Source organism: Aquibium oceanicum, assembly GCF_001889605.1.
Lineage (GTDB): Bacteria > Pseudomonadota > Alphaproteobacteria > Rhizobiales > Rhizobiaceae > Aquibium > Aquibium oceanicum.
The window spans coordinates 1,054,520-1,068,333 of record NZ_CP018171.1; the positions used below are offsets into that span (position 1 = coordinate 1,054,520).

Below are 13,814 nucleotides of genomic sequence, written 5' to 3' on the forward strand. Positions count from 1 at the left end.
CATCTGGTCACAAACAGAAAAGTCTTTTTGTTTCAAATCATTAATCGATTTAAAGATTTAAAAATTTTCTAAATCGTTTAAAGCTCGGCAATCGAAGCTGAAGTGAACGGAATTCGCGCCCGCCCGTTGGGGGCAGGGGCAGACAGGGCGGAAGAGGAGCGGCCGGCGCCCGGCACGGCCCGTTCCAGAACACTTGGTGTGACATGGGAGGTATTCTGTGCCACATTTTGTACCCAATTTGTCCGCCTATAACCCTTTCCGTCAGCAGGAAGGGACGCCGGCTCATGAGGGAACCGCTTGATATGGCAACGATCGCGCTCGTCGACGATGACCGGAACATCCTAACCTCCGTCTCGATAGCACTGGAGTCGGAAGGCTACCGTGTGGAGACCTATACGGACGGCGCCTCCGCGCTCGAAGGCTTCTCGGCCCGGCCGCCGAATCTCGCCGTACTCGACATCAAGATGCCCCGCATGGACGGCATGGAACTCTTGCGCCGGCTGCGCCAGAAGAGCGACCTTCCGGTCATTTTCCTGACATCCAAGGACGACGAGATCGACGAACTCTTCGGCCTCAAGATGGGCGCCGACGACTTTATCCGGAAGCCGTTCTCGCAGCGCCTGCTGGTCGAGCGCGTGAAGGCGGTGCTGCGCCGCGCCAACGCCCGCGAGGCGGCGGCCAAGTCGCCGACCCAGCAGAGCAAGTCGCTCGAAAGGGGCCAGCTCGTCATGGACCAGGAGCGCCACACCTGCACCTGGAAGGGCGAGCCGGTGACGCTCACGGTCACCGAGTTCCTGATCCTGCATTCGCTGGCGCAGCGGCCGGGCGTGGTCAAGAGCCGCGATTCTCTCATGGATTCGGCCTATGACGAGCAGGTCTACGTCGACGACCGGACCATTGACAGCCACATCAAGAGGCTGAGAAAGAAGTTCAAATCCGTCGATGACGAATTCGACATGATCGAAACGCTCTATGGGGTGGGCTATCGCTTCCGCGAGGCCTAGGCGCGATCCGCCCAGCCGAGCGTCGGGAACGGTGTCCGGCAGTTCATGGTAGCCGACGTCAGATCAGAAAAATCGAGCAGGTCCGCTGCGCGGCGGCCGCCGGTCCTGTCGGGATGGTTCACGCGGCCGTTCCGCCGCTTTTTGGGCCACCACGTCTTCTCGAGCCTGACGCGGCGCATCCTCTTCCTCAATCTCGCCGGGCTCGTGGTGCTGGTTCTCGGCATCCTGTATCTCAACCAGTTCCGCGACGGCCTGATCGAGGCGCGGGTGGAAAGCCTGATGACGCAGGGCGAGATCATCGCCGCCGCGATCGCGGCGTCGGCGACGGTCGAGACTGACACCATCACCGTCGATCCCGAGAAGCTTCTGGAGCTGCAGGCCGGACAAAGCATCGCGCCGGGAACCGACCAGCTCGACAGCCTCGAATTCCCCATCAACCCCGAACGGGTCGCGCCGGTGCTGCGCCGCCTGATCTCGCCTACCCGGACCCGTGCGCGCATCTACGACCGCGACGGCAACCTTCTCCTGGATTCCCGGCATCTCTATTCGCGCGGACAGATCCTGCGCTACGAACTGCCGCCGCTGGAAGAAGCCGAGCAGGACTTCATCGACCGCATGGAGGACTTCATCTACGGTTTCTTCCAGCGCAAGGACCTGCCGGTCTACCGCGAGCAGCCGGGCGGCAGCGGCGCAGCCTATCCGGAGGTGGTGAACGCGCTGATCGGCAGCCCCGGCTTCGTCGTGCGTATCAGCGAGCAGGGTGAGATGATCGTGTCGGTCGCCGTGCCCGTCCAGCGCTTCCGCGCCGTCCTCGGCGTGCTTCTCCTGTCGACCCAAGGCGGCGACATCGACAAGATCGTCGCCGACGAGCGCCGGGCGATCTTCCGCGTCTTCGGGGTCGCGGCACTCGTCACGGCGATCCTGTCCATGCTTCTGGCGTCTACGATCGCGAACCCGCTGCGCCGGCTGTCGGCCGCCGCCGTGCGAGTGCGGCGCGGCGTGCGCAGCCGCGAGGAGATTCCCGATTTCTCCGACCGGCAGGACGAGATCGGCAATCTCTCCATCGCCCTCCGGGACATGACCAACGCTATGTATGCCCGCATCGACGCGATCGAGAGCTTCGCCGCCGACGTCGCGCACGAGTTGAAGAACCCGCTCACCTCCCTGCGCAGCGCGGTCGAAACCTTGCCGCTCGCCAGGAACGACGACACGCGGAAAAGGCTGCTGGACGTCATCCAGCATGACGTGCGCCGTCTCGACCGGTTGATCAGCGACATTTCGGACGCATCGCGCCTCGATGCGGAACTCGCCCGCGAGGATGCCTCCCGCGTGGACGTGAAGAAGCTCGTGGGCGACCTCGTCGACCTGTCGCGCCAGCAGGGCAGGCACCGCAAGAAGGTGGCGATCGAGTTCCGTGCGCCGAAGGACGCGGCCAAGGGCTTCCTCGTCTCCGGGCACGACCTGAGGATCGGGCAGGTGATCACCAACCTGATCGAGAACGCCCGCTCCTTCGTTCCCGACAAGGACGGAAGGATCGTCGTCACCCTCATGCGCAGCAACCGCCAGGTCATCATTACCGTGGAGGACAACGGGCCGGGCATCCGCGTCGAGAACATCGAGCGGATCTTCGAACGCTTCTACACCGACCGGCCTTCCACCGAGGATTTCGGCCAGAACTCCGGGCTCGGTCTTTCGATCAGCCGGCAGATCGTGGAGGCGCATGGCGGGCAGCTGACCGCCGAGAACATCGTCGGCGCCAAGCCGGGCGACATCCGCGGCGCGCGCTTCGTCGTCAGGCTGCCGGCCGAAAGCTGACCGTTGGAGAACATCCACGCAACCGGACTGGTCGCCGGCGAACGGGGTCTGCTGATCGTTGGAGCGTCCGGCAGCGGCAAGACCAGCCTGGCGCTCGCCGTCATAGCGCAGGCCGTCGGCGAGGGCGCCTTCGCGCGTCTTGTATGCGACGACCAGATATTCGTCGTGCCGGCTTCCGGCAGGTTGATCGCCCACGCGCCGGCCGCCATCGCCGGGCTCGCCGAGGCGAGGGGGCTCGGCCCGGTAACCTTTCCCCACGAGCCGCGGATGATTGTCGACGCGGTCGTGCGGCTGGTCCCGCCCGACGAGGCGCCGCGCTTCGACCCGGGCGAAACCGAGGAAATCTGCGGAATCGCGCTGCCCCGGCTCAGCCTGCCACAGTGCAACGTTGCTGCGGCCCTGCCGGCGGTGCTGGCTCTCCTGCGGCATCGCGGCGGTGGGGGGAGGCCATCGTGACGCAGGCGACAAGGCGCCGTTTTGGGTTGCTATGCGACGATTTGGACTTGTCATCGTGAGTGTCCTCGACAAGATAGCCCTCCTGCCAGCGGGGAGGCATCCGGCGCGACCGGAAGACGGCACATACCCCCGATCGAGGGCCATGACGGGAGCTTTTCATTCATGATCGGACTCGTGCTCGTGACGCACGGTCGGCTGGCCGAGGAGTTCCGCCATGCGGTGGAGCATGTCGTCGGCCCGCAGGAGAATTTCGAGACCATCCCCATCGGCGCGGATGACGACATCGAGCAGCGCAGGCGCGAGATCGTCGCGGCGGTCGCGCGTGCCGACACCGGCACCGGCGTCATCGTCCTGACGGACATGTTCGGCGGAACACCGTCGAACCTGGCGATTTCCGTCATGGAAGCCGGCCGCATCGAGGTGATCGCCGGCATGAACCTTCCCATGCTGATCAAGCTCACGAGCGTCCGGACAGGCGACAGCATGGCCGCCGCGCTCGAAGGCGCCCAGACGGCGGGCCGCAAGTACATCAACGTCGCGAGCCAGGTGCTGAGCGGAAAATGAATGCGGGGTCGGGCGTGGCGGAAACCGATCCGGTGGTTCGCGACATCGAAATCGTCAACCAGCGCGGTCTGCACGCGCGCGCCTCGGCGCGTTTCGTCCAGGTAGCCGGCGGGTTCGACGCGGTGATCTCCGTCGAACGTGACGGCATCTCGGTCGGCGGCACCTCGATCATGGGGTTGATGATGCTCGCCGCCAGCCCCGGATGCGTCATCAGGGTGAGCGCCAGCGGGCCGGAAGCGGAACCGGCCGTCGAGGCACTGGCCGTGCTCGTTGCCAACCGCTTCGGCGAAGAGGTCTGATCGTTAACCTCTGCGCGCATGCAGGGATAAAGATTTCGTTATGTCCGTTGTTTTGAGCCCGCCGATCTGCTAGGCAGCCGGCGAATTGGGGGCGTGGCATTTGCCGCGACCCCTGCCTTCCGTTCAACTGGAGACGCGAAATGGCTCAGAGCCAGGATTACATCGTCAAGGATATCTCGCTGGCCGACTGGGGCCGCAAGGAGATCGACATCGCAGAAACCGAAATGCCGGGCCTGATGGCCTGCCGCGAGGAGTTCGGCGAGAGCCAGCCGCTGAAGGGCGCGCGCATTTCCGGTTCGCTTCACATGACCATCCAGACCGCGGTCCTCATCGAGACGCTGAAGGCGCTCGGCGCCGACGTCCGCTGGGCGTCCTGCAACATCTTCTCCACCCAGGACCATGCCGCTTCGGCGATCGCCGCCAGCGGCACGCCGGTCTTCGCGGTGAAGGGCGAGACGCTCGACGAGTACTGGCAGTACACCGACAAGATCTTCCAGTGGCCCGACGGCGGCACCACCAACATGATCCTGGATGATGGCGGCGACGCCACCATGTACATCCTGCTCGGCGCCCGTGCCGAAGCCGGTGAGGACGTGCTTTCCAAGCCGGGCAACGAGGAAGAGGAAATTCTCTTCGCCCAGATCAAGAAGCGCATGTCCGAGACGCCGGGCTTCTTCACGAAGAACCGCGACGCCATCAAGGGTGTGACGGAAGAGACCACCACCGGCGTCAACCGGCTCTACCAGCTGCAGAAGAAGGGGCTCCTTCCCTTCCCGGCGATCAACGTCAACGACAGCGTGACCAAGTCGAAGTTCGACAACAAGTACGGCTGCAAGGAGTCGCTGGTCGACGGCATCCGCCGCGGCACGGACGTCATGATGGCCGGCAAGGTCGCCGTCGTGTGCGGCTACGGCGACGTCGGCAAGGGTTCGGCCGCTTCGCTGCGCGGCGCCGGCGCCCGCGTGAAGGTCACCGAGATCGACCCGATCTGCGCGCTGCAGGCGGCCATGGACGGCTTCGAGGTCGTGACGCTGGAAGACGCCGCCCCGACGGCCGACATCGTCATCACCACGACCGGCAACAAGGACGTCATCACCATCGATCACATGCGCCAGATGAAGGACATGGCGATCGTCGGCAACATCGGCCACTTCGACAACGAGATCCAGGTCCAGGCGCTTCGGAATCTCAAGTGGACCAACATCAAGCCGCAGGTCGACATGATCGAGTTCCCCGGCGGCACCCGCATCCTGCTGCTGTCGGAAGGCCGCCTGCTCAATCTCGGCAACGCCACCGGCCACCCGAGCTTCGTCATGTCGGCTTCCTTCAGCAATCAGGTGCTGGCCCAGATCGAGCTCTGGACGAAGGCCGGACAGTACGAAAACCAGGTCTACGTGCTGCCCAAGCATCTCGACGAGAAGGTGGCGCGGCTGCATCTCGACAAGCTCGGCGCCAGGCTCACCGAGCTGTCCGAAGAGCAGGCTTCCTACATCGGCGTCACGGCCCAAGGTCCGTTCAAGCCGGAACACTACAGATACTGACGCAGCACGCTGCGACTACAACATCTTGATTGCCGGGCGAGATCATCTCGCCCGGCGTTTTTTTGTTCGTCGACCTTCTTCACGGCGATTCCCCGCGTCGGTACAGTGAAGTGATTCGCCGGTGATGCGGCTCGCAGCGGGGATGCGAACAAGCGGGCAGCCGGGCGATCTGGCTCTCGAGCGGCGGAGAGGGAAAAGGGGATGCAATCAGCTAGCCCGCAGGTTACGGGGATCGGCGGGCCTCGTTCGCGGATGAACGTCACGGGAGCCGCGAAGGCACGATTTCGCAAGGCGCTGGCCGGCGGGACGGTCATTCTGCCTGCGCTCGCCTGCGCCGTCTCGTGGCAAGGGGCCGCGTCGGCACAGGAGGCCGGCCTGGGTGTCCTCGTGCCGCGTGGTGGCGATTTCGGCGCCTTCGAAGTCATCCAGTTCGCCACCTTCGCCGGCGTGCTCGGCGCCGCCATGCTCTCGGCCATCTGGCTTATCCGGGAACGCGGCAGGATCGCCGCGGAAAATCTCGAACTTCGCGAAAGGATCGCCGAGCTCAACGCCGCCGTACAGCGCTCGGACGCGCTCGCCAGCATGAAGGACCAGCGCACCGTCGTTTGGGGCAGCGAGCATCGCAGGCCCGAAATCCTCGGTTCGCTTCCGTCGACGCCCGGCGTCCCGGACGAGCGCGCCGCCTTCCTCGCCTTCGGTCGCTGGCTCACCGCGCGCTCCGCCGCCGCGCTGGAAAACGCCATAGCGAACCTGCGCGCGACCGGCGCGGCCTTCGATCTCGCCACCGAGACGGTCGCCGGCGGCGTGCTGGAGGTCCATGGCCGCAAGTCCGCGTCGCACGCGATCGTGCGGTTTCACTCGCTGTCCGAGAAGCAGCGCGAGCATGCGCGCCTGAAGGCGGAGCATCTGGCACTCGCCTCGGAACACGAGATCATCCTCAAGCTACTCGACGCCCTCGACATGCCGTTCTGGCTGCGCGACGCCGCCGGCCGGCTTCAGCATGCCAACCGCGCCTATGCGGTCGCCGTCGAGGCACAGTCCCCCGGGGAGGCCGTGGCCGAAAAGCGCGAACTGCTCGGCACGCAGGCTCGAGAGACCCTGGCGCGGCATCATCTGACGGAGCCCGTCTTCCAGCAGACGGTCTCGACCGTGATCGACGGCGACCGCAAGCTCTTCGCCGTCACCGACGTGGCGAGCGAGGCCGGCGGCGCCGGCATCGCGGTCGACAAGAGCGACATCGAGGCGTTGCAAGCCGAATACGAGCGGACCCTGCGCAGCCATTCCGATACCCTCGATCAGTTGACCACCGCGGTGGCGATCTTCGACGCCGACGAGAAGCTTCGTTTCTTCAACCAGGCCTTCCAGAAGCTCTGGGAACTCGAACCCGGGTTCCTCGAGAGCGCGCCGGACAACACTTTGCTGCTCGACCGGCTGCGCAGCGCCGGCAAGCTGGCCGAACAGCCCGAATGGCGACGCTGGAAGGAGAACCTGCTTTCGGCGTATCGCGCGGTCGAATCGCAGGAGCACTGGTGGTATCTGCCGGACGCGCGCACGATCCGCGTGGTCGCCAATCCCAATCCGCGCGGCGGCGTCACCTGGGTGTTCGAGAACCTGACGGAACGGTTCGATCTCGAAAGCCGCTACAACACCGCCGTGCGTGTCCAGGGCGAGACCCTGGACAACCTCGCCGAAGGCGTTGCGGTGTTCGGTCCCGATGGGCGCGTGCGCCTCTTCAACCCTGCATTCGCCACGCTCTGGCGCCTGGAGCATTCCGAGATCGGCGTCAGCACGCACATCGCGGTGATCCGCAAGGCATGCGAGAGCGTCTGCATCGACGGCCCCTGGCCGGATTTCGTCGCCGCCGTGACCGGCTTCGACGACGAGCGACGCGAGACGCACGGGAAGGCCGAACTCGTCGACGGCACGATCCTTAGCTACGCGGTGATCCCTCTGCCCAACGGCCAGGTCATGATGACCTTCGTCGACGTCACCGACAGCGTCAACTTCGAACGCGCGTTGCAGGAGAAGAACGAGGCGCTGGAAAAGGCCGACCAGTTGAAGAACGACTTCGTCCAGCACGTGTCGTACGAACTGCGCTCGCCGCTGACCAACATCATCGGCTTCACCGAACTGCTCGAACTGCCCGAGACCGGCCCGCTGAACGATCGGCAGCAGGAGTATCTCGACCACATCGCCTCCTCGTCTTCCGTCCTTTTGACGATCGTCAACGACATTCTCGACCTCGCGACCGTCGACGCAGGCATCATGGAGCTGGAGATCGGCGAGGTGCCGATCGCCAAGACCGTCAACGAGACGGCCGAGCTCGTCTACGAGAAGATGCGCGAACACCACATCGCCCTTCGGGTCGATCTGAAGGACGCTCCGGACGCCTTCTTCGCCGACGAGCAGCGCCTGCGCCAGATCCTGTTCAACCTCTTGAGCAATGCCGCCAACTACGCGCCCGAGGGCAGCACGGTGGTGCTGTCTTGCCGGGGCACCTCCGACTGGGTGGAGTTCTTCGTCCATGATGATGGCCCCGGCATGCCGCCCGAAATCCTCGACACCGCCTTCAAGCGCTTCGAGCCGCGCACCAATGGCGGCCGCCGCCGCGGCGCCGGCCTTGGTCTGGCCATTGTAAAGAGCTTCGTGGAGTTGCACGGCGGGACCGTCGAGATCGACACGGGAAAATCGCGCGGCACGTCCGTCACCTGCCGCTTCCCCCTGGCGCCGCGCGAGGCGAAGGCGGCAGAGTAGGCATCCGATGGAAAACTCCGCGCTGGAGATAGCGCTTGGCGACGAGGCGGCGACGCAGCGCTTCGGCGAGGACGTCGCGCTCGCCGTCAAGCCCGGTGACCTGATCCGGCTGGAAGGCGATCTGGGCGCCGGCAAGACCACGCTGGCCCGCGCGCTGATCCGCTCGATCGCCGGCGATCCGGACCTCGAAGTGCCGAGCCCGACGTTCACGCTCGTCCAGAGCTACGACCTGCGCATTCCCGTCCACCATCTCGACCTCTACCGGCTGTCGGATGCGGACGAGGTGGACGAACTCGGCGTCGACGAGCTTGCCGCGACTGGCGTGGTGCTGGTCGAATGGCCGGAGCGGGCGGGCGATCGCCTTCCCGGGACGTCCGTGACGATACGACTGGAGCACGAAGGCGACGGCCGCCGTGCCACGGTCTCCGGCAACCCAGCCGCGATGGGGCGGCTGCGGCGCTCCCTGGCGATCCGCGATTTCCTCGCCGCCGCCGGTTGGGGGCAGGGGCGCCGCCGCTTCCTCCTTGGCGATGCCTCGACCCGGGCCTACGAGACGGTGGAAACCGGAGACGGCATCCGCATCCTGATGAATGCGCCGAAGCAGCCCGACGGACCGCCGATCCGCGACGGCAAGCCCTACAGCCAGATCGCCCACCTCGCCGAATCCGTCCTGCCTTTCGTCGCCATCGACGAGGCGCTGCGCGCGAAAGGCTTTTGCGCGCCGGAGATCTTCGCCGCCGACGTCGATGCCGGCCTGCTTCTGATCGAGCATCTCGGCTCGGGCTCGTATCTGTCCCCCGACGGACAGCCGGTGCGCGAGCGTTGCGAGGAAGCCGCGCGCCTGCTGGCAGCCATGCATGCCCGATCCTGGCCGCGGGAAATCCGCACGAGCGCGGGCGCCGACCACATCGTTCCGCGCTATGATCGCGGGGCGATGGCGATCGAGGTCGAACTCATCACCGACTGGTACGTGCCCTTCGCCACCGGCAGGCCGGCGGACGCCGCCATGCGCGAGGAGTTTCTCGACGCCTGGAACGCCGTGTTCGACCGGCTGGAGACTGCAGAGACGAGCCTCGTCCTGCGCGACTACCATTCGCCCAATCTGATCTGGCGCGAGGAAAGGGCCGGGCTCGACCGGCTCGGCATCATCGACTTTCAGGACGCCATGATCGGCCCGGCCGCATATGACGTGGCGTCGCTTGCCATGGACGCGCGCGTGACCATCCCGGCGGAACTCGAAAGCGCCATCTTGGAAGCCTATGTGGAGGCGAGTCGCGCCGCCGGCGCGTTCGACCGGACCGCCTTCGAGGAGGCCTATGCCATCATGGCCGCGCAGCGCAATTCCAAGATCCTCGGCATCTTCGTGCGGCTGGACCGGCGCGATGGAAAACCGCAATACCTGAAGCACCTGCCGCGCATCCGGTCCTATCTCGGTCGCGCCCTGTCGCATCCCGCGCTGGCCCCGGTGGCACGCTTCTACAGCCGCCACGGGCTGCTGGAAGACGTCGCCGCATGAACGGCACCATCCCTCACACCGCCATGGTGCTAGCCGCCGGCCTCGGCAAGCGCATGCGCCCGGTCACCGACACCCTGCCGAAGCCGCTGGTGCGCATCGCCGGCAAGCCGCTCCTCGACTGGGGCCTGGATGCGCTCGCCCGCGCGGGCGTGCCCCATGCTGTCGTCAATACGCACTATCTCGGCAGCCAGATCGCCGCCCATCTTTCGGGTCGGACGCACCCGTCGGTCGCGATCTCAGACGAGAGCGACCTCCTGCTCGATTCGGCCGGCGGCATCGTCAAGGCGCTGCCGCTCCTGGGCGACGAACCCTTCCTCGTCCTCAACGCCGACACCTTCTGGCTCGACGACGACGAGCCCAACCTCGTCGCCCTCGCGCGGCAGTGGGATGCGGGCACGATGGACATACTCCTGCTCGTGGCCGACATCGCCCGCGCGACCGGACATTCCGGCGGCACGGATTTCCTCCTCGACGCCGACGGACGGCTCGCCCGCTCGCGCGGCGATCCCGCGGGCGTCATCTATGCCGGCGCCGCCATCGTGCATCCCCGCATCTTCGAGGGCGCGCCCGCAGGGCCGCACTCGCTCAACCGCTATTTCGACACCGCGATCGCCGATGGCCGCCTCTTCGGCCATCGGCTGCGCGGGAACTGGATCACCGTCGGCACACCGGATGCAATCCCGTTAGCGGAGGCGGCGGTCGCGAGAGCCCCCGCCGAGGCGTCATGAGCACGCCGTCGGCGCCCCGGGTCTTCTCGATCCCGCCCGGCGTTCCGTTCCTGCCGACCCTGGTGGATGCGTTCCTGAAGGGCGATCTCGTGCCGGGCTTCGTCTTCGACGGCGATCCGCTGAGGCTCGCCGACGCGACGATCTACGTTCCGACGCGCCGCGCCGCGCGTGAACTGCGCGCCATCTTCGCCACCCGCATGGGCGGCTCGGCCATCCTCTCGGTGATCCGCCCGCTCGGCGATTTCGACGAGGACGCGATCCTGTTCGAAGGACACTCCGCCGCCGAGCTGGAGCTTGCCCCGCCGATCGCGCCGATGGAGCGGCTGCTCGCCCTCGCACCGCTGGTACAAGCCTGGAAACGCCGGCTGCCCTCCCACGTCGCCGCGATGTTCGAGGAGGACATCGTCGTCCCCGCCTCCTTCGCCGATTCCATCTGGCTGGCGCGCGACCTCGCCGCCCTGATGGACGAGATCGAGACCGAAGGCGTCGAGTGGTCCGGCCTCGCCTCGTTGGTCGACCGCGACCTCGCCGCCTGGTGGCAGGTCACGCTGGAGTTCCTGTCGATCGTCACCGATGCCTGGCCGAAGCTGCTGGAGGAACTCGACCGGTCGAACCCGGCCGCCCATCGCGGCGCGATGATCCGCGCCGAGGCCGAACGGATGCTGCGCAGCCCGCCGGCCGGCCCGGTCATCGCCGCCGGCTCCACCGGCTCCATCCCGGCCACCGCGCGGCTGCTCGCGGCCATCGCGCGCCTGCCGCAAGGCGCGGTGGTCCTGCCCGGCCTCGACCGCACGCTCGACGCCGACGCCTGGAAGGTGATCGGCGAAAGCAGCCAGCCCGGCTCCGCCTTCGGCCATCCGCAGTACGGCCTGAAGAAGCTCCTCGCCACCATCGGCCTCCTGCGCGACGACGTCGTCGAACTCGGCACGCCTTCCCCGGCTTTGGCGGGCAGGGGCATCGTCGTCGGCGAGGCCCTGCGTCCCGCCGAAACGACCGAACGCTGGCTCGAGACGCGCGTCGAGGTGGAGCGCGCGGTGGCGGACGGTGCCCTGTCGGGCGTCTCGCTCATAGAAGCGGCCAACGAGCGTGAGGAGGCGATCGCCGTGGCGGTCGCCCTGCGCGAGGCGATCACCGGCGAAGGCAGCCACGTGGCGCTGGTCACCAGCGACCGGGAACTCGCCCGCCGTGTCTCGGCCGAACTCGCCCGCTTCGGCATCGTCGCCGACGATTCCGGCGGCACGCTCCTGTCGCGGACGCTGCCCGGTCAGTTGCTGACCCAGATGCTAGACGCGGTCTTTGCGCCCGGCGATCCGGTACCGCTGCTCGCCCTCCTGAAGCACCCGCTGTTCCGCATGGGCCACCGGCGCGCCGAAATCCGCCGCCTCGTGGAACTCACCGAACTCGTGGCGCTGCGCGGTGGCACCGGGCGGCCCGACATCGCCACCCTTGCCAGCGATTTCCTCGACCGTCACGACGGCTTCGAGACCGATCCGAGAAAGCCCTTCTGGTGGGACCGCCTGGGCGAAGACGACGTCGGAGCGGTCGCGAGGCTGCTGATCTCGCTTGCCGATGCGCTGCAGCCGCTGATCGAACTCCGCGGCCGCGACGAGGCGCTGATGGCCGATCTCGCCGCCGCGACAATTGCCGGTCTGGAAACGATCGGACGGGGCGAGGACGGCAGCCTGGCCGGGCTCTATGCGGGCGACGCGGGCGAGGGCCTCGTCGCCTTCCTGCGCAACCTGGTGGCGGCCTGCGGCGACACCGTCGTCGCGCCCGCCGAATGGCCGGCCATCCTCGGCGCGCTGATCTCGGCGGAGACCGTCAAGCCGTCCGCGGGCAGCGATCCGCGCGTGTCGATCTGGGGCACGCTGGAGGCGCGGCTGCAAAGCGCCGACCTTCTGGTGATCGGCGGCCTCAACGAAGGCACCTGGCCGCGCAAGGCCGAGGCCGACCGCTTCATGTCGCGCATGATGAAGACCGGCATCGAGCTCGAACCGCCCGAACGCCGCATCGGGCTCGCCGCGCACGACTTCGTCATGGCCATGGGCACCGAGCGCGTGGTGCTCAGCCGCGCCGCGCGTGCCGGCGACGCGCCCGCCGTCGCCTCGCGCTGGCTCCAGCGGCTCCTGACGGTCGTCGGTGCGGACGAAACCGCGGCGTTGAAGCGCCGCGGCGAGCGCTACATCGGCTGGGCGCGCCAGCTCGACGACGGCGAGGACGTGCCCTTCGCCCCGCGTCCCAATCCGAAGCCGCCGCTCGATGCGCGGCCGAAAAGATTCTCGGTCACGGAGATCGAGAGGCTGCGCCGCGATCCCTACGCGATCTACGCAAGGCGCATTCTCGACCTTCACGCCATGGAGCCGCTGGTGCGCGATCCCGGCGCCGCCGAGCGCGGAACGCTGTTCCACGAGATCCTGCACCGCTTCACCGCCTCCGGCGTCGATCCCAACGCCGACGATGCGCGGGATCGCCTGGTCGAGATCGCACGCGCCTGTTTCGACGAGATCGCGCTGCCCGTGGACGTCGAGGCTGTCTGGTGGCCGCGCTTCATGGCCATGGCGCCGCATCTGGTCGGCTTCGAGCGCGAGCGGGCGCCGGGCCTGCTCGCCCGCCATGCCGAGGACCGCGCCCAGGCGACGCCCATCGGCGCCACCGGCGTGACGCTCTCGGGCTATGCCGACCGCATCGACAGCCGCCCCTCCGGACTGGCGGACATCATCGACTACAAGACCGGTACCTCGCCGTCCAAGGGGCAGGCCCACACGCTGCTCGCGCCGCAGCTGGCGCTCGAAGGCGCGCTCCTGAAGCGCGGCGCCTTCGGTGGCGCCGGCAAGGCCGAGCCCGCCGACCTCCTCTATGTCCGGCTGAAGGCCAATGGCGAGGTGGTTCCCGAATCCATCCTGGAGTTCAAGCGCACCTTCCGCTCCGCCGGCGAACTCTCCGACGAAGCCTGGGAACGGCTGGAGAAGCTGATCGCACACTACGGCAATCCCGAAACCGGCTACCTGTCGCGCGCACTCCCCTTCCGCGAGGGCGACACCAGCGGCGACTACGACCATCTGGCCCGCGTGCTCGAATGGTCGGCCGGCGCCGACGGCCCCGATGCGGGGGATGCCGGCGAATGAAAAAAACAGAAT

Annotated in this window: 10 protein-coding genes; all 10 read left to right on the forward strand. The window is 67.1% G+C overall.

The genetic code is table 11. The features are described from left to right. Positions 1 to 302 precede the first annotated feature (302 nt). On the forward strand, positions 303 to 1,004 hold the full coding sequence (locus BSQ44_RS05275; RefSeq protein ID WP_114579921.1) for a response regulator transcription factor: 702 nt from the start codon (positions 303 to 305) through the stop codon (positions 1,002 to 1,004). A gap of 45 nt (positions 1,005 to 1,049) precedes the next feature. Further along, positions 1,050 to 2,819, forward strand: coding sequence for a sensor histidine kinase (locus BSQ44_RS05280; RefSeq protein ID WP_072602264.1), 1,770 nt, complete (start codon positions 1,050 to 1,052; stop codon positions 2,817 to 2,819). 3 nt (positions 2,820 to 2,822) lie between these two features. Next, entirely contained in the window at positions 2,823 to 3,275 is a 453-nt protein-coding gene (locus tag BSQ44_RS05285; protein WP_072602265.1) for an HPr kinase/phosphorylase, read from the forward strand. A gap of 162 nt (positions 3,276 to 3,437) precedes the next feature. After that, positions 3,438 to 3,839 (forward strand): PTS sugar transporter subunit IIA, encoded by a 402-nt coding sequence (locus BSQ44_RS05290; RefSeq protein ID WP_072602266.1) that lies wholly within the window; start codon positions 3,438 to 3,440, stop codon positions 3,837 to 3,839. Continuing rightward, positions 3,836 to 4,138 carry an HPr family phosphocarrier protein gene (locus BSQ44_RS05295; RefSeq protein WP_072602267.1) on the forward strand — a complete coding sequence of 101 codons (303 nt, stop codon included), beginning with the start codon at positions 3,836 to 3,838 and terminating at the stop codon, positions 4,136 to 4,138. The genes BSQ44_RS05290 and BSQ44_RS05295 overlap by 4 nt, the downstream gene beginning before the upstream one ends. Before the next feature lie 140 nt (positions 4,139 to 4,278). Continuing rightward, positions 4,279 to 5,679 carry an adenosylhomocysteinase gene (gene ahcY, locus BSQ44_RS05300; protein WP_072602268.1) on the forward strand — a complete coding sequence of 467 codons (1,401 nt, stop codon included), beginning with the start codon at positions 4,279 to 4,281 and terminating at the stop codon, positions 5,677 to 5,679. Between the two features lie 201 nt (positions 5,680 to 5,880). Beyond that, a complete protein-coding gene (locus BSQ44_RS05305; RefSeq protein WP_083534504.1) occupies positions 5,881 to 8,433 on the forward strand; it encodes a sensor histidine kinase in 2,553 nt (850 codons plus the stop codon). Positions 8,434 to 8,440: 7 nt separating this feature from the next. After that, positions 8,441 to 9,949, forward strand: coding sequence for a tRNA (adenosine(37)-N6)-threonylcarbamoyltransferase complex ATPase subunit type 1 TsaE (gene tsaE, locus BSQ44_RS05310; RefSeq protein ID WP_072602269.1), 1,509 nt, complete (start codon positions 8,441 to 8,443; stop codon positions 9,947 to 9,949). Next, complete coding sequence (locus BSQ44_RS05315) at positions 9,946 to 10,677, forward strand: nucleotidyltransferase family protein (protein WP_072602270.1); 732 nt, start codon at positions 9,946 to 9,948, stop codon at positions 10,675 to 10,677. Before tsaE ends, BSQ44_RS05315 begins: the two co-directional genes overlap by 4 nt. Then, on the forward strand, positions 10,674 to 13,802 hold the full coding sequence (gene addB / locus BSQ44_RS05320) for a double-strand break repair protein AddB (RefSeq protein ID WP_072602271.1): 3,129 nt from the start codon (positions 10,674 to 10,676) through the stop codon (positions 13,800 to 13,802). The genes BSQ44_RS05315 and addB overlap by 4 nt, the downstream gene beginning before the upstream one ends. The last annotated feature ends 12 nt before the right edge of the window (positions 13,803 to 13,814 follow it).